Genomic DNA, 18769 nt, shown 5'->3' on the forward strand with positions numbered 1-18769 from the left:
GAGCCTTTGTAGCTGCAGGTTACAAGCTAGCGCAAGTGCTGCTATTAGGTGGCGAACCGGCAGAACGTGCCCAGCGGCAGCTTGCGTTGGCCGGCATCGTGCAGGTAAATCTCGCCCAGCTCGCGCACGGCCTTCTCGCCGGGGAAAATGGCGGTAGTCAGGTTGTCGAGAATCAAGGCCGAGAAGCCCAGCGAATAGAGGTTCACCACGAAGAAATGGTCTTCCGGGTCGAGTAGCTGCTGGCTGAGCTTGAGCATCTCATTGAGCTCGTCTTCGAGCTGCCATTTCTCGCCGTTGGGGCCGCGGCCGTAAGCGGGCGGGTCGAGGATGAGGCCCTGGTACTTGCTGCCGCGCTTCACTTCGCGGCGCACGTACTTCATGGCATCTTCTACCAGCCAGCGCACGCCGTCGAGCTGGCTGGCTTCCATGTTGTCGCGGGCCCAAAAGTTCACCTGCTTCACCGAATCGAGGTGCGTGACGTCGGCCCCGGCGGCGCGGGCGGCCAGGGTAGCCGCACCGGTGTAAGCAAACAGGTTGAGCACGCGCGGCAGCTTGGCGCGGCGCTTTCGGGTTTGGTTGTAGATGAACTGCCAGTTGGGGTCCTGCTCTGGAAACAGCCCGACGTGCTTGAACGACGACAGGCCCAGCCGGAATTTCAGCTTCAGGCCGTCGGGCCGCTGGTAGTCGATGACCCATTGCTCAGGCATGCTGGGCTTGAGACGCCACTGGCCCTTTTCGGTGGAGCCGGGGGCGCGGGCAAAAGCGGCATCGGCTTTTTCCCACTCTTTGAGCGGTAGGTGCGGGTCCCAGATGGCTTGCGGCTCGGGGCGGGCCAGCACGAACTGGCCGAAGCGTTCGAGCTTCTGAAAGTTGCCGGAATCAATCAGCTCGTAATCGGGCCAGGGGGAGGTGGTGAGGAAGTCGTACATAAGCAGGCCGCAAAGGTAGGGGCCGTGCCCGGCAGGGTCGTACCCGGCAGGGCCGTTTGGGTAAAGTGCCCGACCCGTAGTTTACCGGATTCGTACAGTATCCGTAGGTGTCCATCGAAGTGGGGCCGTGCCGCCCAGCATAAATCACGAGCTTTACCGAATGCTTAAATCCGCTAACGACTGGAAAATGAGCCTTATTGGAACGTTAATGCTACTGGTAGCGGCCTGCTCTTCGCCCAATCTGCAGCAGGAGCAAGCAGCCGCGCCGGCCCCGGATACCAGCACGACCTACACCCACCGGCGCGTGCTGGTGCCCAACAACTCGGCGCGGGGGCGGGTGCTCGACCGTAACGACTCGGTGCTGGTGGCCACCCGTCCGCAGTACCTGCTGAGCCTGCCCCGCCGCCCGCCGCTCGATACCCTGGCGCTAGGCAAACTGCTGGGCTGGGGCCCCGTGGCCACCAAACAGCGCATTGCCGATGCCCTGCCCTACGAGGAAGCCCCCGCCGGCTACCCCGTGCAGCTCAGCCTGAGCAAAGCCGAGGCCGAACGCGTGAAAGCGCATCAAAAAGAGTGGCCTACCCTCAAGCTCACCGAGCGCATGCGGCGCGTGTACACTACCCGCGCCGGGGCCCCCGCGCTGGGCTACATGACTTCCGAAGCCCAGGCTTTTCTGCGGCAGGCCGGCCGCTACCGGCGGGGCCGGTTTCTGCGGCTGCGCAACGGCGGCGTGGAGGCATACTACAGTGGCCTGCTCACGGGCCATGGCGGCATATTGCACCCGTTGCTCGACTCGGCTGGCCAGGAGCACGGCACTTGGGCGGCCGATACTCTCCAGCAGCCCGGCCAGGACCTGCACCTCAGCCTCGACGCCCGGCTGCAGGCCTACGCCGAAAGCCTGATTGGCGGCCGCAAAGGCTACCTGGTGGCGCTCGACCCTCGCACCGGCGAAATTCTCTGCTTCGTATCCGGCCCCACGTTTGCGGCCAACACCCTAACTGCGCCCGACCAGGCCGGGGTGCGCGCCAAGCTGCTGGAAAGCGAAGACATGCCCCTGCTGAGCCGCCCCGCCATGCTGGCCAACCCGCCGGGCTCGGTTTTCAAGCTCGTGAATGCCGCCGTGGCGTTGCAGTTGGGAGCCATCACCCCCCAAACCGGATTTCGCTGCGACCAGTCGCTCATTAGTTGCGTGCACCACCATCCAATGGGTAAGAACCTCACTATCGGCCTGCAATACAGCTGCAACCCCTACTTCTACCAGGTGATGCGCAATATCATCGACCGCGTGCCCGACAGCCTCGCCACCGATACCGTGGCCGCCCGCCACGCCAACCTGGCCCAGTGGCGCCGCTACGTCCGGTCGTTCGGGCTCGACTCTGTGCTGGGGGCCGATATACCGCGTGAAGCGCCCGGCTTCCTGCCCACTCCGGCTTACTACGACAAAGTGCGCCGCACCAGGCACTGGACCTACCGCTCCATCTATTCGCTCAGCATCGGGCAGGGCGAGATTAACCTCACCGGCCTGCAAATGGCCAACATGGCCGCCATCATTGCCAATCGGGGCTGGTACATCCGGCCGCACCTAGTGCGCAGCGTGGGCGACCGCGGCCCGCTGGCCCGCTTCACCGAGAAGCACTATACCCTCGTCGACAGCGCCAATCTGGCGGCCCTCGTGCCCGGCATGATTGCCGTAATGCAGCGCGGCGGCACCGCCGAAACTTCCAGCCTGGCCGATGTGGGCATAACAGTGGCCGGCAAAACCGGCACCGTACAGAACGACGAAGGCGACGACCACGCCACCTTCGTCGGGTTCGCCCCGGCCAACAACCCCCAAATTGCCGTGGCCGTGTACCTCGAAAACGCCGGCTTCGGAGCCACCGCCGCCGCCCCCTGCGCGGTTATGGTGATGGAGAAATACCTGAAAGGCAGTATCGCGCCCAAGCGCAAGCATTGGGAGTCGCGCATCAAGCGCCGCGCCAAGCTGGACTGAGGCACTTGGGCAAGGTCTTCGTTGAACATTACTTTTGCACTCATGCACTTTCACAAATACCAGGGTACGGGCAACGACTTCGTCATGATTGACGACCGTGCCCGCGCCTTCGACGAAACCGACCAGCCCCTAATTGCGCACCTCTGCGACCGCCGGTTCGGCATCGGAGCCGATGGCCTGATTCTGCTGCGCAACAAGCCCGACTTCGACTTTGAGATGGTGTATTTCAACGCCGACGGCCGGCCCAGCTCCATGTGCGGCAACGGTGGCCGCTGCACGGTGGCCTTCGCCAAATACCTCGGCCTCATCAACGCCGAAACCCATTTCCTGGCCGTGGATGGCCCTCACGACGCCCGCGTGGAACCCGACGGAACCGTGCGCCTGCGCATGATTGACGTGAATGCCCCGCAGGAAGCCGGGGTAGGGGAGAACGACGTGTTCCTGCACACCGGCTCGCCCCACCACATTCATTTTCTCGACCCCGAAGAGGGGCACAGCTTGGCCGAATTCGACGTGTCCGGCACCGGCCACGACATCCGCTACGACCAGGCCTACGACCCTGCCGGCACCAACGTCAACTTCGTGGAAATTCCCGCCGACCCCGCACATGCCTGGCCTGTGCGCACCTACGAGCGCGGTGTCGAAAACGAAACCCTGAGCTGCGGCACCGGCGTCACGGCAGTGGCCCTGGCCGCTTCGCAGCGCGGCGCGACCTCGCCCGTACGCCTGCAAACCATGGGCGGCGAGCTGGAAGTAAGCTTCGAGCCCCGCCCCGATGGCGGCTTTGCCAACGTGTGGCTGAGCGGCCCGGCTACGCGCGTGTTTGGCGGCGAGGTGTAAAAAAGGGTAGGAGGGTGCGGAGGTAAGAGGGCAAGAGTGAAATAGCTCAGCGCCACTTCCAACTCTTACCCTCCTACCCCCGCACCCTCCTACTCTTTACCAGAGACACCTCTACTTCTTCAGCATGTCCAGCAGCTCCTCGGCGGCTTTCTCCGACGAGGCCGGGTTCTGGCCCGTAATCAGGTTGCCGGCCGATACTACGTAAGGCTGCCAGTCGGCCCCTTTCGAGTAGGTGCCGCCGTTCTCCTTCAGCATATCTTCCACCAGGAAAGGCACGACGTTGGTCAGCTGCACGGCCTCTTCTTCGGTGTTGGTGAAGCCGGCTACCGACTTGCCTTTCACCAGCGGCTCGCCGTTGGCAGCTTTGGTGTGGCGCAGTACGCCGGGGGCGTGGCACACCAGCGCCAGTGGCTTGCCAGCGGCAAAAGTGGTTTCGATGAGCGCGATGGAGTGCTTGTCTTCGGCCAAATCCCACAGGGGGCCGTGGCCACCGGGGTAAAACACCGCGTCAAAGTCCTCGGCCTTGATGGTGTCGAGCGTCACCGTATGGGCCAGCGCTTTCTGAGCGGCGGTATCGGCCTTGAAGCGCTTGGTAGCATCGGTTTGGGCACCGGGCTCGTCGCTTTTGGGGTCGAGGGGGGGCTGGCCACCTTTGGGCGAAGCGAGCGTAATATCGGCCCCGGCGTCAACGAACGTGTAGTAAGGCGCGGCGAATTCCTCGAGCCAGAAACCGGTTTTGTGGCCGGTGTTGCCGAGCTGGTCGTGCGAGGTCAGAATCATGGCAATTTTCATAGGATTGGGGGCAAAAAAGTGAATGGCAATACTTGCCGAAAAAGACAAGGCCCCGGCGTAGACCAAGGCCCTGTCAGAACGAATTAAAAAGGGAACCGGCCGTACCTAGGCGTTGGTCGTCGTGGTCAGGTTTACCTCGATGTTGCCGCGCGTAGCACGCGAGTAGGGGCAGATGCCGTGGGCGGCTTCCACCAGCTCCTCGGCCTGCTGCTGCTCGAAGCCGGGCAGGTTCACGTGCAAATCGGCCGAGATGCCGTAGCCACCATCCTCCGCTTTGCCGAAGCCGATGAGGGCTTCCACGGTCACGTTGTTCAGGCGCACGTTGGCCTGGCGGGCTGCCACGCCCAGCGCACCCTCGAAGCAGGCAGCGTAGCCGGCGGCGAAAAGCTGCTCGGGGTTGGTAGCGCCGGCTTTACCAGGGCCGCCCATTTCCTTGGGGGTGCTCAGGGTCAGGTCGAGCACGTTATCATTGGTGGTGACGTGGCCGTCGCGGCCGCCTTTGGCCAGGGCCTGGGCAGTGAAGATTTTTTCGATTTTCATCGGTAATAGGAGAAAAAAAGTAAAGCGCCGGCCGCTAGGCCAACTGGGTAAGTAAATGGGTGAGGTGGGTGCGCAGGGCCGTTATTTCGGCCTCCGACATCTGCATCTTGTCAAGCATCTGCACCGGTATCTGCCCGGCCTGGGCTTCCAGTGCCCGGCCGGCCGGCAGCAGCGCGATAATAACCGACCGCTCGTCGCGCGGGTCGCGGCGGCGGCTTAGCCACTGCTTGTGCTCCATGCGCTTGAGCAGCGGCGTGAGGGTGCCCGAATCGAGCAGCAGCTTCTCGCCCAGCTCCTTCACCGTCAGCTGCTCGTGCTCCCACAGCAGCAGAAAAACCAGGTACTGCGGGTACGTCAGGTCCAACGCCTGCAATAGCGGCTGGTAGGCCTTCGTTAGCAGCCGCGACACGGCATAGAAAGGGAAGCAAAGCTGGTTTTCCAGCTTCAGCAGCGAGTTTTTGGTGGATGGGGGGGGAGCAGTTGCCATGTGGTTTCGCAAGGGTAAACGGGTAATGGTTGTGCAATGTTCGATTGCGCACAACTTATTTTTCAATCTTTCCAAATTGTATTGCGTGGAGCAGTTGCTTTAGCTTGTGCGGCGGAATTCTCACCTTGCCAATCGCTGCCCAAGGTGAGGCAAGTGCTACCGGCATACGATACTTTTACCCGACCATGCACCTGCGCGCCCTCGAACCCGACGACCTCGACTTCCTTTACGCCCTCGAAAACGACCCCGACATCTGGGGCGTGTCCGACACGCTCGCGCCGGTGTCGCGCCACGCCCTGCGCGAATACCTCGAACACGCCCGCGCGGATTTATACGTAGTTCGCCAATTACGCCTCGTCATTACTACTGAGATTGGCAGCCCGGCCGTGGGGGTTATCGACCTGTTCGACTACGACCCGCTGCACCAGCGGGCCGGCGTGGGCATCACCATTCTGGCCCGCGAGCGCCGCCACGGCTACGCCCGCCAAGCCCTGGCGCTGCTGAAAAGCCACGCCCGCGCCGTGCTGCGGCTACACCAGCTTTACGCGACCGTAGGGGCTGCTAATGCTGCGAGTATGACACTGTTTCGGGCGGCGGGCTTTCGGCGGGTGGGCACTCGGCACGGCTGGCTACGTACCGCGCAGGGCTGGCAGGATGCCGTGGAATGGCAGTGCCTGCTCGATGGCTGAACATTGGCGTAGGGTTATATCTGATTGATGAAGGATTGATAAACGGAAGAATTGACTAGGTTTTAGCAAAATAAGCTGGGCTATATCCTTTGGCTGAATGGCTCCGTATAGGATAGCAAGCGCCCCGGCCGTGGAGGTTGAGAGTTCACTCGGTGCGGCGCGAAACCCCATTTTCCTGCCATTCTTCATGCCCCCTTCTTCGACGGTGGAAGTGCCTTCGCGCGCCTCCGCCACTGCTGCCCGGCCCAGCGAATCAGCCGCCGAAACCACCGCTACTTATGCCTTGCCCGACTTGGTGTGCTTCGCGCACCTGCACTGGGACTTTGTGTGGCAGCGGCCGCAACACCTGCTGTCGCGTTTCGCTCAACAGGAGCGGGTGTTTTACGTTGAAGACGCCTTCTACCACAACGACAATCTGGTTGAGCCGCACGTCGAGATAAAAAACCGTGACAACGGGGTGAAAGTCGTCGTCGTGCACCTGCCCCAGCGCCTGCGCGCCGATGAAGCCGCCGCCGACCAGGCGCAATTTGAAGTCCTGAGCCATTATTTCAACGAGCAGGGCGTAACGAACTACATGTTCTGGTACTACACGCCGATGGCGCTGGGCAAGTCGCGCCAGTTCGCGCCCAAGCTCACCGTGTACGACTGCATGGACGAGCTGGCCGCGTTCAAATTTGCCCCGCCCGAACTCAAAATCCGCGAGCAGGAGCTGTTCCAGAAGGCCGACCTCGTATTCACCGGCGGGCACACGCTCTACGAAGCCAAGCGCGAGCAACACCCCGACGCGCACCCTTTCCCGAGCAGCATCGACAAGGCCCATTTTGGCCAGGCCCGAGGCCCCATGGCTGAGCCCGCCGACCAGGCCGGCATCGCGCACCCGCGCATCGGTTTCTTTGGCGTGGTGGACGAGCGACTGGACATTGAGCTGTTGCGCCAGCTGGCGCAAAACCACCCGGAATGGCAATTTGTCATAATTGGGCCCGTAGTGAAGATTGACCCCGCCACGCTGCCCCGCCCGGCCAACGTGCACTACCTCGGCGGCAAGGATTATAAGGAACTGCCGGCCTATTTAAAGGGTTGGGATGTGGCGACGCTTTTGTTCGCTGATAACGAAAGCACGAAATTTATTTCGCCCACTAAAACTCCCGAATATCTCGCCGCTGGCAATCCCGTGGTGAGCACGCCCATCCGCGACGTGGTGCGGCCCTACGGCGACCTGCAGCTTGTACACATCGCCGACAATGCCGCCGATTTCGGTAAGGCCATTGCGAAGGCGCTCACGCAGCACACGGATGCCGACTGGCGCCAGCGCACCGACGACTACCTGGCCACCATTTCCTGGGACCAGACCTGGCAGCAAATGGTGGCCTTGATGCAGGCCCGCCTCAGCGCCAAAACTCCCGACGCGGCTACCACCACCCAGGCCCACCAGCCACTGATGGCCGCCAAAGTGTCGGAAGTAACCCTACCGCCAATTGCGCGAAGCTGAGTAGGCGGTATAAAATTAGTGAGGCTGTCGTGCTGCGCCGCGGCAAATTGCCTCACTACCAATTGCTTGATACCAATACTAAATAACACGTCACTTCCTTACCTCATCACCATCACTACGCACATGTTCGACTATCTCATCGTTGGGGCCGGTTTTGCCGGCAGCGTGCTGGCCGAGCGGCTGGCCACCCGCAGCAACAAAAAAGTTCTCATCGTCGATAAGCGTAGCCACATCGCCGGCAACGCCTACGACCATTATAACGAAGACGGCATTCTGGTTCACAAGTATGGCCCGCACATCTTTCACACCAATTCGAAAGACGTATTTGACTACCTCGGCAACTTCACCGACTGGCGACCCTACGAGCACCGCGTGCTCGCTTCCGTCGATGGCCAGCACGTGCCGATGCCCATCAACCTCGACACCATCAACAAGCTCTACGGCCTGAGCCTGACCAGCTTTGAGGTGGAAGAATTCTTCGCCTCGGTGGCCGAGCAGGTCGACGTTATCAAAACCTCGGAAGACGTGGTGGTGAGCAAAGTAGGCCGCGAGCTCTACAACAAGTTCTTCAAGAACTACACCAACAAGCAGTGGGGCCTCGACCCTTCGCAGCTCGACAAATCGGTGACCTCGCGCGTGCCTACCCGCACCAACCGCGACGACCGCTACTTTACCGACACCTATCAGGCCATGCCCCTGCACGGCTACACCCGGATGTTTGACAACATGCTCAACCACCCAAACATCAAGGTGATGCTGAACACCGACTACCACGAAATCATGGATTTTATTCCCTTCAAGGAGATGATTTTCACGGGTCCGGTAGACGAATACTTCGACTTCCAGTTTGGCAAGCTGCCTTATCGCTCGCTCGAGTTTAGGCACGAAACGCTGAACAAGGACAAGCACCTCGCCGCTCCCGTGGTGAATTACCCCAACGAAAACCTTTACACGCGCATCACCGAGTTCAAGGCCCTCACCGGCCAGGAACACCCTAAAACGGCCATCGTGTACGAGTACCCGCAGGCCGAAGGCGACCCCTACTACCCCATTCCGATGCAGGAAAACGCCGAGCTGTACAACAAGTACAAGAAGCTCGCCGATGAGACGCCCAACGTACACTTTGTGGGCCGCCTGGCTACCTACAAATACTACAACATGGACCAGGTAGTGGCCCAGGCCCTGACGCTGTATAAAAAACTGACGGAGAAGGAAAACGCTGCCAAGCCCACCCGCCCGGCCATTTCGGGCAGCACCGCGCTGGTGGATAAGCTGGTGAGCCGCTCGCCGCAGCAGCAGTAGCCAGTACGAACGAAAAGCACGTCATGCACGCATCTGGCGTCCGCGCAGCCGAAGCATTCGCGTGGGGTAGTAACTCGACCGATTGAGTTGCTATTGCCCGGGAGGCGCTTCGACTGCGTGGACGCCAGATGTGAGCATGACGTTCCGGATAACCGTGTCTCCAGCCCCGCCAATTTGGCGGGGCTTTTCGTTTTGGGACGGTTTTAGCGGAACGCTCCGTAAATTTGAGGTGCGCCCCGGCGCGTTTCGCTATAAAAACTACCTGATGTTTGACTTCCTAGGCAAGACCGTCGCCAAAATATTCGGCTCCAAGTCGGAGCGTGATTTAAAGGAAATCACGCCCTACGTGGCGTTGATTAATGCCGAATATGCCAAACTGGCCGGCCTCACCGATGACCAGCTGCGCGAGCAGACCGATGTGGTGCGCGCCCGCATTGCCGAGCGCCTCGCCGGCCTCGACGGCCAGATTGCCGGCTTGCACCAGCAAATCGAGTCGCAACCCCAGCTCGATGTCGCGGCCAAGGAAGCCTTCTTTGAACAGATTGACGCGCTGGAAAAGCAGCGCAACAAGGACCTCGAAGCTGTGCTGCTGGAGGTGCTGCCCGTGGCCTTCGCCATTGTGAAGGACACCGCGCGCCGCTATAAGGACAACGGCCAGCTGGTGGTAACCGCCAATGCCCGCGACCGCGAGTATGCCGCCACCCACCCCAACGTAACCTTTAATGGTGACCAGGCCATCTGGAGCAACAAGTGGACGGCCGCCGGGGCCGAAATCACCTGGGACATGGTGCACTACGACGTACAGCTGATGGGCGGCGCGGTGCTGCACCAGGGCAAGATTGCCGAAATGGCCACTGGCGAAGGCAAAACGCTGGTTTCGACCCTGCCCTCGTTCCTCAACGCGCTGTCGAAGCGCGGCGTGCACCTCGTGACGGTGAACGACTACCTGGCCAAGCGCGACTCCGAATGGAACGCGCCGCTGTTCGAGTTTCACGGCATCACGGTGGACTGCATCGACAAGCACCAGCCCAACACGCCCGAGCGCCGCGCCGCCTACCAAGCCGACATTACCTACGGTACCAACAACGAATTCGGCTTCGACTACCTGCGCGACAACATGGCCCGCGACCCCGAGGAGCTGGTGCAGCGCAAGCACCACTTCGCGATGGTCGACGAAGTGGACTCCGTGCTGATTGACGATGCGCGGACGCCGCTTATCATCTCCGGCCCGGTGCCGCGCGGCGACGTGCACGAGTTTTACCAGCTTAAGCCGCGCATTCAGCGTTTGGTGGACGAGCAGAAGAAAGTGGTGCAGGCCTACCTGGTGGAAGCCCGCAAACAGATTGCCGCCGGCAAAACCGGCGTGGAGGAAGGCGACAAGAACGGCGAGGGCGGCCTGCTGCTGTTCCGCGCCCACCGGGGCCTGCCCAAGAGCAAGCCCCTCATCAAATTCCTGAGCGAAAGCGGCAACCGCGCCGTGCTGCTGGCCACCGAAAACCACTACCTGGCCGACAACTCGCGCCAGATGCCCAAGGCCGATGAGCCGCTGTTTTTCACCATCGACGAGAAGAACAACCAGATTGAGCTGACCGAGAAAGGCCTCGATTTGATTACGGCCCAGGGCGAAGACCCGCAGCTGTTCATCATGCCCGACATCGGGATGGCCATCGCGGATATCGAGAAAAATGCCGCGTTGTCGGCCGAGGAGAAGCTCCATCAGAAGGACAAGCTGATGAGCGACTACAACGAAAAAAGCGAGCGGGTGCACACCGTGAACCAGCTGCTGAAAGCTTACACGCTGTTTGAGAAGGACGACCAGTACATCCTGACCGACGACGGCAAGGTGAAAATCGTGGACGAGCAAACCGGCCGCGTCATGGAGGGCCGCCGCTATTCCGACGGCCTGCACCAAGCCATTGAGGCCAAGGAAAACGTGCGTGTGGAAGACGCAACGCAGACCTACGCCACGGTAACGCTGCAGAACTACTTCCGCATGTACCACAAGCTGTGCGGCATGACCGGCACGGCCGAAACCGAAGCCGGCGAGTTCTGGGAAATCTACAAGCTCGATGTGGTGGTGATTCCGACCAACCGCGGCATTCAGCGCAACGATTCCGACGACCAGGTGTACAAAACGGTGCGCGAGAAATACAACGCCGTGGCCCTCGAAATCCAGAAGCTGGTGGAAGCTGGCCGCCCGGTGCTGGTGGGTACCACGTCGGTCGAGATTTCGGAGCTGATGTCGCGGATGCTTAAGCTACGCGGCATCCAGCACCAAGTGCTCAATGCCAAGCAGAACCAGCGTGAAGCCGAAATTGTGGCCGCCGCTGGCTACCCCGGCACCGTGACCATCGCCACCAACATGGCCGGCCGCGGTACCGACATCAAGCTGCGCGAAACCTCTAAGGATTCGGGCGGCTTGGCCATCATCGGCACCGAGCGCCACGAGAGCCGGCGCGTCGACCGCCAGCTGCGGGGCCGCGCCGGCCGCCAAGGCGACCCGGGCACTTCGCAGTTTTTCGTATCGCTCGAAGACAACCTGATGCGCCTCTTCGGCTCGGACCGGATTGCCAAGCTGATGGACCGCATGGGCATGGAAGAGGGCGAAGTGATTCAGCACTCGATGATTACTAACTCCATCGAGCGGGCCCAGAAGAAGGTGGAGGAGAATAACTTCGGCACTCGCAAGCGCCTGCTCGAGTACGACGACGTGATGAATGCCCAGCGCGAAGTGGTGTACAAGCGCCGCCGCAACGCCCTGCACGGCGACCGCATGGAAGTCGACATCCTCAACATGATTTACGACGTGAGCGAGGACATCGCCGCCGGCCACAAAATCACGGGCGACTTCGAGGATTTCAAGCTGAACGTCATCAAGGTTTTCGGCTACGACACCTACATCACGGCGCAGGAAATGAATTCGCTGCAGTTGCCGACGCTCACCCAAAAGCTGTACGAGGAGGCCCTGGGCTACTTCCAGAGCAAGAACGAGCACATCGCTACCAATGCGATGCCGCTCATCAACGACCTGCTGAGCCAGGACGCGCCTTACGAAAACCTTGCCGTGCCCTTCACCGATGGCAAGAAGCAGGTGCAGGCCATTGCCAACCTGCGCCGCGCCCAGGCTACCGGCGGCCACGATATTCTGCGCCAAATGGAGAAAGTGGTGGTACTGAGCGTGATTGACACCGCCTGGACCCAGCACCTGCGCCAGATGGACGACCTGAAGCAGGTGGTGCAGAACGCCGTGTACGAGCAGAAAGACCCGCTGCTGGTGTATAAGTTCGAGAGCTTCGAGCTGTTTAAGCGCATGATTGGCAAGGTGAACGAGGAAACCACCACCTTCCTCTTCCACGCCGACGTGCCGGTGAACACCAGCATGGTGGGCACCAACGACGAGCCCGACTACTACCTCGAAGACGAGGAGCCCCAGCCCCAGCTCACCGTGGAGCACGAGGACATGCTGCATTCGCTCGGCGCTGGCCCCGAGGACATGGGCCCCGACTACCAGTCGCCCCAGGTCGCCGAGAAGCAGGTGCCCGTGCGCAGCCAGAAAGTAGCCAACCGCAACGATAAAGTGAACGTGCAGTACATGGACGGCCGCATCCTGCGCGACGTGAAATATAAATCGGTCGAGCAGGACGTGACGAGCGGCCGCGCCGTGCTGGTGGACTAGCTAACCCCGTTTCTGAATTAAAGAAGGCGGCCTTCCCATCGGGGAGGCCGCCTTCTTTTGTGGCGTTTCCGCTACCGCCAGAGCTTGCTGTTCTGGTCCATCACGTCGGCCACGAACACGGCCAGCTCGCGGTAGGCGGCGGGCTGGGCCTGCTTGATGGCGTGTAGTAAGCGAATCAGGTGCGGGTTGTCTTCGGCGTCTTCGCCTTTCATTACCTCAATGAAAGCCGTCAGGGTGGCGGGTAGTTTGAAATTGGTCGGGTCCAGCCCGGCGGCGTGGGCGGCCTCGAAAATACAGGTATCGCAGGCGGGTTCCAGCACGATGAGGAAGTGGTGGGCGTGCGCCGGGTGCTGATGGATAGCGTAGCGGCAGTCGGGGCCGGAGCGGGCGGCCACCGGCGGCTCCTCGTAGCGGATGAAGCTGCCCATGAATTTCTCGGTCTGTTCGTAGGTGATGCCGCCCAGCAGCGTCATTGCCTCCAACAGGTTCGATTTGCCCACGTTGGGCTCGCCGATAATTAGGTTCACGCGGCGCGGGTGAAGCGTGACATCCTTAAATGGACTTGAAATTCTGGATGCGCAGAAACTTGACGTCGTTTTCCATGACGGGCCGTGGTTTGTTCAAAAGTTAGGGCAAAGCGCACGGTTGAGGCCGGAAGCAGCACCGCCACCTGTCGCCTCGTGGTGGAATAGCCACGCCGTATCTGGCGCTACCTTTGCCCCATGACGCTCGCCGCCCGAATTGACCACACCCTGCTGCGCCCCGACTGCACCGAGGCACAAATCCATCAGCTTTGCGAGGAAGCTACTGCCCACGGCTTCGCCACCGTGTGCGTGCCGCCCTGCTACGTGGCCCTGGCCGCCGGCAAGCTCGAAGGCACGGGGGTGGGCATCTGCACTGTGGTGGGGTTTCCGCTGGGCTATGCCACCTCGGCCGCCAAGTTCAAGGAAGCCGAAGTGGCGCTGTACGACGGCGCGACTGAGTTGGACGTGGTTATCAATATATCGGCCCTGAAATCGGGCAAGACGGTGGCCATTCAGGATGAGATTCTCGACCTGGCCGACCTCTGCCACGTACACCAGGCCTTGCTCAAGGTCATCATCGAAACCGCCCTGCTCACGGAGGCCGAAATTGAGCTGGCCGCCGGCCTGTGCGTGGCCGGCGAGGCCGACTTCGTGAAAACCTCCACCGGCTACGCCAGCCGGGGCGCGTCGGTAGCCGATGTGGAACTGCTGCGCCGCGTGCTGCCCGAAACCATGCGCATTAAAGCGGCCGGCGGCATTCGTACCCGCGCCGCCGCCGAGGCGCTGGTAGCCGCCGGGGCCGACCGTATCGGCTCGTCCAATAGCGTAGCCCTGATTGCTGAATCCGATGAACCGACTGCTGCCTAAGATGCTGTTTGCAATTCCGCTGCTGGCCCTGGCCGCTTGCGCCGGTACGGCCGCGCAGGCCCCCCGCGCCAGCGCCCCAGCCGATACCACGAAAAAGTCCGCAGCCACCGCCGTGCCGATGCCGGCCGAAGACGTGACGAAATACCGCCCGGTTTTCGCCGCGCCTAAAATGGTGCCCGTGGCCGCCGCGCCCGCCGCCAAAACGGCCGTGCCACCCACCAACTCGGTGAATACCCCGGTCGAGCAGCGCCTGCGCGACCAGGCCTACACCAACCAGAACGTGAAGTACGCCCAGGGCTACCGCCTGCTGGTGTACCTCGGCATCGAGCGCGAGCAGGTAATGGCCATCCGGCGCAGCATCATCGGCCGCTACCCCGACGAAACGGACTACATCACCTTCAAGTCGCCGGTTTATCGCCTCTATATCGGCGATTATCTCACCCGGCTCGATGCCGCCCGTGCCATGGCCCGTCTACGCGGCCTCACCCCCAAGCTGGAGCTGGAAGCCACGCAGGTGCTGCTGAACAAGAACCCGTAGGGCACAGTTGAAGTGCGCCATCGGAACAGTCATGCTAAGCGTAGTCGAAGCAACTTTGCCGCCGAAGTAATTCAATCAATTGGTCTGCTATTGCAGTAGAGATGCTTCGGCTGTTTTACTCCCTCATCATTTCGCTGCTTCCCCCGCCCCATGTCTAGCCTCATCCCCCGTATTCAGGCCCTGGCTGCCGCCCACGCCGCCGATACCGTAGCCCTGCGCCGCCACCTGCACGCGCATCCCGAGCTCTCGTTTGAGGAAGTGAACACGGCCGCCTTCGTCACCAAGGAGCTTGAGAAGCTGGGCCTGACCCCCCAGCCGCTGGCCAATACCGGCGTGGTGGCCCTCATCGAAGGCTTGCCCGGCGGCCCCACCATTGCCCTGCGGGCCGATATGGATGCGCTGCCCATCATCGAAGCCAACGACATTCCCTACAAATCGACTACGCCCGGCGTGATGCACGCCTGCGGCCACGACGTGCACACTGCCTCGCTGCTGGGCGCGGCCCGTATCCTCACCGAGCTGAAGGGCGAGTTCAAGGGCAATATCAAGCTCATGTTTCAGCCCGGCGAGGAGCGCCTGCCCGGCGGCGCGTCGCTGATGATTAAGGAAGGGGTGCTGGAGAACCCGGCCGTGGGCCGCGTACTGGGGCAGCACGTTTTTCCGCACCTGCCGGCCGGTAAAATCGGCCTGCGCCCCGGCCGCTACATGGCCAGCACCGATGAGCTATACCTGACGATAAAAGGCAAAGGCGGCCACGGTGCGATGCCCGAAATGAACCTCGACCCGGTACTGGTGGCCGCCCACATCATCGTGGCCGCCCAGCAAATTGTGAGCCGCCGCGCCAATCCCAAGCTGCCCTCGGTGCTGAGTTTCGGCAAAGTCATCGCCAACGGTGCCACCAACGTCATCCCCAACGAAGTCTACATCGAGGGCACTTTCCGCACCCTCAATGAAGAGTGGCGCGCCGAGGCCCACCGGCACCTGCGCAAGCTCTGCGAGGGCCTGGCCGAGAGCATGGGCGCGGTGTGCGAGCTCGAAATCCGGGTAGGCTACCCGTATCTGGAGAACGAGCCGGCCCTCACCGCTCGCGTGCGCGCCGCCGCCGAGGCTTATCTGGGGCCGGAAAACGTGGTCGAGCTCGACCAGTGGATGGCGGCTGAGGATTTTGCTTACTTCTCGCAGGCCGCACCCTCGTGCTTCTACCGCCTCGGCACCCGCCACGCCGATGGGCGGTTTGCCTCGTCGGTGCATACGCCCACGTTCAATATCGACGAGCAGGCCCTCACCACCGGCCCCGGCCTCATGGCCTGGCTGGCGATGGAGGAGCTGGGCCAGTAACTCCGTGGCGCGGTCGTATCCGGTAGCGGCTTTCTAGTCCGCTAGTGACCGCATTTTATCCATTGCACTCGCGGCCGTGCCAAGTCCGCGCTACTCTATGAACCGTCTGCTCTCCCTGGCCATCTTGGCCGCTGCCCTAGTAGTCCGCCCCGCCGCCGCCCAGACCCGTCGCACCGTGTTTGGGGTGCAGCTTTGGCCCGAGGCCCAGGCCGAAGTAGCCCTCGACGGCTCCGACTACCTGCTTATCTCGGCGCGCGGCCAGCAGAACACCGACAACAACGGCTACGCCAATCCCAACCGCTTCTTGGGCTTCGACCAACGCCGCATCAGCGTGGGCTACGAGCATTTCCTGAGCGAGCACTGGAGCATTGGCGGCACGTTGCCCTACATTGGGTTTGGCAAAACCTACGTGCTGCTGCCCGAGGTACTACTGCGCCACCGCAGCCCCGTGGGGCCGCTCACCTTCGGCCAGCGACTGAGCCTGGAGCACCTTTTCCCGGGCCAAACGGGGGCCAAAGGCTCGACCTACGCCCGCCTGCGCGCCGACTTGGAAAAAGCATTTGCCGTGGGCAGCACCGTAGCCCTGCGCCCGCGCCTGAGCTACGAGGCTGCCACCCACCTACGTGCCTTCTCGGCCGACGACAACCCCGACGCGGAGGAACGCACCATCCAGTTCACCAGCCTGCGGGCCGAAATGGGCGTGCGCCTGAGTCCGGCTTTTGATTTCACGCCCTGGTTCGCCTACCAGACCCAGTATAGCTTTGGTCTGGCCCAGACCGATGCTTTGGGCAACATCACCATCCCGGGTGGGCGTGTCAATTCCGTGGCTCCCGTGCTAGGGCTCGACCTGCGCTATACCTTCCTGAATGGCAAGGATGCCGCCACCCGTCAGCAACTGCCCACCCAGCACTAGCACCGCTCTTGAGTGGGCCGGCAATACATCGAAATCCGCTGATTTGGCGGGGTTTCTGCAAAAAAGGCACCTTCCGGGGTGCCTTTTTTGCAGAAATGGTTGTTGTAGTTTAAAATCGTCCTTCAGCTACTCCATTGGCCTGTTTTCTGCTAGAAGCAACCCGGAGACGCTAAAGTGAATCTTTGCTTCGTTGTGGGGGCTAACCGGCCCGGCGCATCATGCGGCGTTCATCCTAGGACCGTTAATTTAGAATTGTCAATCACTCAATCACTTTTTCATTTTTCCCTTACCCATGCAAGCAAAACAAATGATGCTCGGCCTGTTCGGTTCTGCCATTTTGGGCGGCGGCGTGGCCGTGGGGGGGTACAAGCTGCTGGAGCCCGCCATTGTGGCTCCGCAGACGATGGCCGCCAACCCCCAGGTGCGTTACACTTCTGAGATGCGGAGCACGCCCTACACCGTGCCCGAAGGCTTGAACTTTGTGGCCGCCGCCGCTGCCGTAACCCCGGCCGTGGTGCACGTAATGACCGAATACGCTGCCGCGCCCGCCGACCAGCGCCAGCAGCAGATGGACCCCTTCCTGCGCCAGTTTTTCGGCGACCAGCTCGACCAGTTCCACGGCCAGCAGCAGCCCCAGGGCGGCGGCCAGGGCTCGGGCTCGGGTGTAATTATCGCCGCCAACGGATACATCGTAACCAACAACCACGTTATCGACAAAGCCTCGAAGATTGAGGTGGTGCTCGACGACAAGCGCAAGTTTGATGCTGAGCTGGTGGGGGCCGACCCCAACACCGACCTGGCCGTGCTGAAAGTGAAGGCCGACAACCTGCCCTTCATCAAGTATGGCAACTCCGACGACGTGAAAGTGGGCCAGTGGGTGCTCGCCGTGGGCAACCCGTTCAACCTGAACTCGACCGTAACGGCCGGTATTATCTCGGCCAAGGGCCGCAACATCGACATCCTGCGCCGCAAGGACAACATGGGTATCGAGTCGTTCATTCAGACCGACGCCGTGGTGAATCCCGGCAACTCGGGCGGTGCCCTCGTGAACCTGAATGGCGACCTCATCGGCATCAACTCGGCCATTGCTTCGCACACGGGCAGCTACGAAGGCTACTCGTTTGCCATTCCCAGCTCGCTGGCCAGCAAAGTGGTTGATGACTTGCTGAAATACAAGGTCGTGCAGCGCGCGCTGCTTGGGGTGCAGATTCAGGAAGTGGATGCCCGGCTGGCTTCCGAGAAGAAGCTGAACACGCTGAACGGCGTGTACGTGCAAGGACTCACCGACGGCAGTGCCGGTGCCCAGGCTGGCTTGAAAACGGGTGACATCATTACCCAAATCAATGGGGTAGCCGTGAATACCTCCTCGCAGCTGCAGGAGCAGGTGGCCCGTTTCCGCCCTGGCGATAAGATTAAGGTCAGCTACCTGCGCGGCAGCTCGGCCAGCACCACTGAGGCGGTGCTGCGCAATGCCACCGGCACCACCGGTGTGGTTCGTGAAGATGCCGTCGCGGCCGCCATCAAGTACGAGGGGGCGACCATTGCGGCCGTGCCACCGCGCGACTTGGCCAAGCTGGGTCTGGAGGGCGGTGCCAAAATCTCGGGCATCAAGGGCAGCAACTTCCGCGAGACGGGTATGGCCGACGGGTTCATTATTACGCGCATCGATAAAAACGCGGTAACCAAGCCTTCGGACGTAAGAAATTACCTCGACCAGGCGCGCAATAGTTCGGGCGCGCTGGTAGAAGGTGTGTACCCCGACGGGCGCAAAGCCTATTACCCCATCGGGCAGGAATAAGCTCAAAATAGCACCACGTATCGACTTAGAAGCCGCTGCCGTCAGGCAGCGGCTTTT

Annotated in this window: 16 protein-coding genes; 11 read left to right on the forward strand and 5 right to left on the reverse strand. The window is 61.6% G+C overall.

Annotated elements, in window-relative coordinates:
* Nucleotides 1-44 precede the first annotated feature (44 nt).
* Nucleotides 45-929, reverse strand: coding sequence for a class I SAM-dependent methyltransferase (locus ABIB44_RS16730; protein WP_354585811.1), 885 nt, complete (start codon nt 927-929; stop codon nt 45-47).
* A 160-nt stretch (nt 930-1089) separates the two neighbouring features.
* Here ABIB44_RS16730 and ABIB44_RS16735 point away from each other — a divergent pair, with 160 nt between their 5' ends.
* Together ABIB44_RS16735 and dapF are read left to right on the forward strand one after the other, a co-directional pair.
* On the forward strand, nt 1090-2919 hold the full coding sequence (locus tag ABIB44_RS16735) for a peptidoglycan D,D-transpeptidase FtsI family protein (protein WP_354585812.1): 1830 nt from the start codon (nt 1090-1092) through the stop codon (nt 2917-2919).
* 42 nt (nt 2920-2961) lie between these two features.
* Complete coding sequence (dapF, locus tag ABIB44_RS16740; protein WP_354585813.1) at nt 2962-3759, forward strand: diaminopimelate epimerase; 798 nt, start codon at nt 2962-2964, stop codon at nt 3757-3759.
* Between the two features lie 111 nt (nt 3760-3870).
* On the opposite strand, the gene ABIB44_RS16745 is transcribed toward dapF, so the two are convergent.
* From ABIB44_RS16745 to ABIB44_RS16755, 3 genes are all read right to left on the reverse strand, one after another.
* Complete coding sequence (locus ABIB44_RS16745) at nt 3871-4551, reverse strand: type 1 glutamine amidotransferase domain-containing protein (protein WP_354585814.1); 681 nt, start codon at nt 4549-4551, stop codon at nt 3871-3873.
* Nucleotides 4552-4656: 105 nt separating this feature from the next.
* Entirely contained in the window at nt 4657-5091 is a 435-nt protein-coding gene (locus tag ABIB44_RS16750) for an organic hydroperoxide resistance protein (RefSeq protein WP_354585815.1), read from the reverse strand.
* A gap of 34 nt (nt 5092-5125) precedes the next feature.
* The gene (locus tag ABIB44_RS16755; protein WP_354585816.1) at nt 5126-5578 is read right to left on the reverse strand and encodes a MarR family winged helix-turn-helix transcriptional regulator; all 453 of its coding nucleotides are present in this window, start codon (nt 5576-5578) and stop codon (nt 5126-5128) included.
* Nucleotides 5579-5763: 185 nt separating this feature from the next.
* Here ABIB44_RS16755 and ABIB44_RS16760 point away from each other — a divergent pair, with 185 nt between their 5' ends.
* The 4 genes from ABIB44_RS16760 (at nt 5764) to secA (ending at nt 12734) form a co-directional block, all read left to right on the forward strand.
* Nucleotides 5764-6267 carry a GNAT family N-acetyltransferase gene (locus tag ABIB44_RS16760; RefSeq protein WP_354585817.1) on the forward strand — a complete coding sequence of 168 codons (504 nt, stop codon included), beginning with the start codon at nt 5764-5766 and terminating at the stop codon, nt 6265-6267.
* A 187-nt stretch (nt 6268-6454) separates the two neighbouring features.
* Nucleotides 6455-7756, forward strand: coding sequence for a glycosyltransferase family 1 protein (locus ABIB44_RS16765; protein WP_354585818.1), 1302 nt, complete (start codon nt 6455-6457; stop codon nt 7754-7756).
* Between the two features lie 66 nt (nt 7757-7822).
* Complete coding sequence (gene glf / locus ABIB44_RS16770; RefSeq protein WP_354585819.1) at nt 7823-9058, forward strand: UDP-galactopyranose mutase; 1236 nt, start codon at nt 7823-7825, stop codon at nt 9056-9058.
* 265 nt (nt 9059-9323) lie between these two features.
* The gene (gene secA / locus ABIB44_RS16775; protein ID WP_354585820.1) at nt 9324-12734 is read left to right on the forward strand and encodes a preprotein translocase subunit SecA; all 3411 of its coding nucleotides are present in this window, start codon (nt 9324-9326) and stop codon (nt 12732-12734) included.
* A gap of 71 nt (nt 12735-12805) precedes the next feature.
* Here secA and ABIB44_RS16780 read toward each other — a convergent pair whose 3' ends face one another.
* Nucleotides 12806-13261, reverse strand: coding sequence for a hypothetical protein (locus ABIB44_RS16780; protein WP_354585821.1), 456 nt, complete (start codon nt 13259-13261; stop codon nt 12806-12808).
* 195 nt (nt 13262-13456) lie between these two features.
* On the opposite strand from ABIB44_RS16780, the gene deoC reads away from it, so the two are divergent.
* The 5 genes from deoC (at nt 13457) to ABIB44_RS16805 (ending at nt 18712) form a co-directional block, all read left to right on the forward strand.
* On the forward strand, nt 13457-14125 hold the full coding sequence (gene deoC / locus ABIB44_RS16785; protein WP_354585822.1) for a deoxyribose-phosphate aldolase: 669 nt from the start codon (nt 13457-13459) through the stop codon (nt 14123-14125).
* Nucleotides 14106-14663: a hypothetical protein gene (locus ABIB44_RS16790; RefSeq protein ID WP_354585823.1), complete on the forward strand. Its 558-nt coding sequence runs from the start codon at nt 14106-14108 to the stop codon at nt 14661-14663. The genes deoC and ABIB44_RS16790 overlap by 20 nt, the downstream gene beginning before the upstream one ends.
* A gap of 150 nt (nt 14664-14813) precedes the next feature.
* On the forward strand, nt 14814-16001 hold the full coding sequence (locus tag ABIB44_RS16795; RefSeq protein ID WP_354585824.1) for a M20 metallopeptidase family protein: 1188 nt from the start codon (nt 14814-14816) through the stop codon (nt 15999-16001).
* A gap of 97 nt (nt 16002-16098) precedes the next feature.
* Nucleotides 16099-16914, forward strand: a complete 816-nt coding sequence (locus tag ABIB44_RS16800; RefSeq protein ID WP_354585825.1) for a hypothetical protein — start codon at nt 16099-16101, stop codon at nt 16912-16914.
* Between the two features lie 292 nt (nt 16915-17206).
* Complete coding sequence (locus ABIB44_RS16805; protein WP_354585826.1) at nt 17207-18712, forward strand: S1C family serine protease; 1506 nt, start codon at nt 17207-17209, stop codon at nt 18710-18712.
* Nucleotides 18713-18769: the final 57 nt, after the last annotated feature.

This window comes from Hymenobacter sp. UYCo722 (assembly GCF_040547115.1).
GTDB lineage: Bacteria > Bacteroidota > Bacteroidia > Cytophagales > Hymenobacteraceae > Hymenobacter.

Coding starts and splice junctions, on each gene's coding strand:
- ABIB44_RS16730 (WP_354585811.1), bottom strand. CDS start 929: ATGTACGACTTCCTCACCACCTCCCCCTGGCCCGATTACGAGCTGATT.
- ABIB44_RS16735 (WP_354585812.1), top strand. CDS start 1,090: ATGCTTAAATCCGCTAACGACTGGAAAATGAGCCTTATTGGAACGTTA.
- dapF (WP_354585813.1), top strand. CDS start 2,962: ATGCACTTTCACAAATACCAGGGTACGGGCAACGACTTCGTCATGATT.
- ABIB44_RS16745 (WP_354585814.1), bottom strand. CDS start 4,551: ATGAAAATTGCCATGATTCTGACCTCGCACGACCAGCTCGGCAACACC.
- ABIB44_RS16750 (WP_354585815.1), bottom strand. CDS start 5,091: ATGAAAATCGAAAAAATCTTCACTGCCCAGGCCCTGGCCAAAGGCGGC.
- ABIB44_RS16755 (WP_354585816.1), bottom strand. CDS start 5,578: ATGGCAACTGCTCCCCCCCCATCCACCAAAAACTCGCTGCTGAAGCTG.
- ABIB44_RS16760 (WP_354585817.1), top strand. CDS start 5,764: ATGCACCTGCGCGCCCTCGAACCCGACGACCTCGACTTCCTTTACGCC.
- ABIB44_RS16765 (WP_354585818.1), top strand. CDS start 6,455: ATGCCCCCTTCTTCGACGGTGGAAGTGCCTTCGCGCGCCTCCGCCACT.
- secA (WP_354585820.1), top strand. CDS start 9,324: ATGTTTGACTTCCTAGGCAAGACCGTCGCCAAAATATTCGGCTCCAAG.
- deoC (WP_354585822.1), top strand. CDS start 13,457: ATGACGCTCGCCGCCCGAATTGACCACACCCTGCTGCGCCCCGACTGC.
- ABIB44_RS16790 (WP_354585823.1), top strand. CDS start 14,106: ATGAACCGACTGCTGCCTAAGATGCTGTTTGCAATTCCGCTGCTGGCC.
- ABIB44_RS16795 (WP_354585824.1), top strand. CDS start 14,814: ATGTCTAGCCTCATCCCCCGTATTCAGGCCCTGGCTGCCGCCCACGCC.
- ABIB44_RS16800 (WP_354585825.1), top strand. CDS start 16,099: ATGAACCGTCTGCTCTCCCTGGCCATCTTGGCCGCTGCCCTAGTAGTC.
- ABIB44_RS16805 (WP_354585826.1), top strand. CDS start 17,207: ATGCAAGCAAAACAAATGATGCTCGGCCTGTTCGGTTCTGCCATTTTG.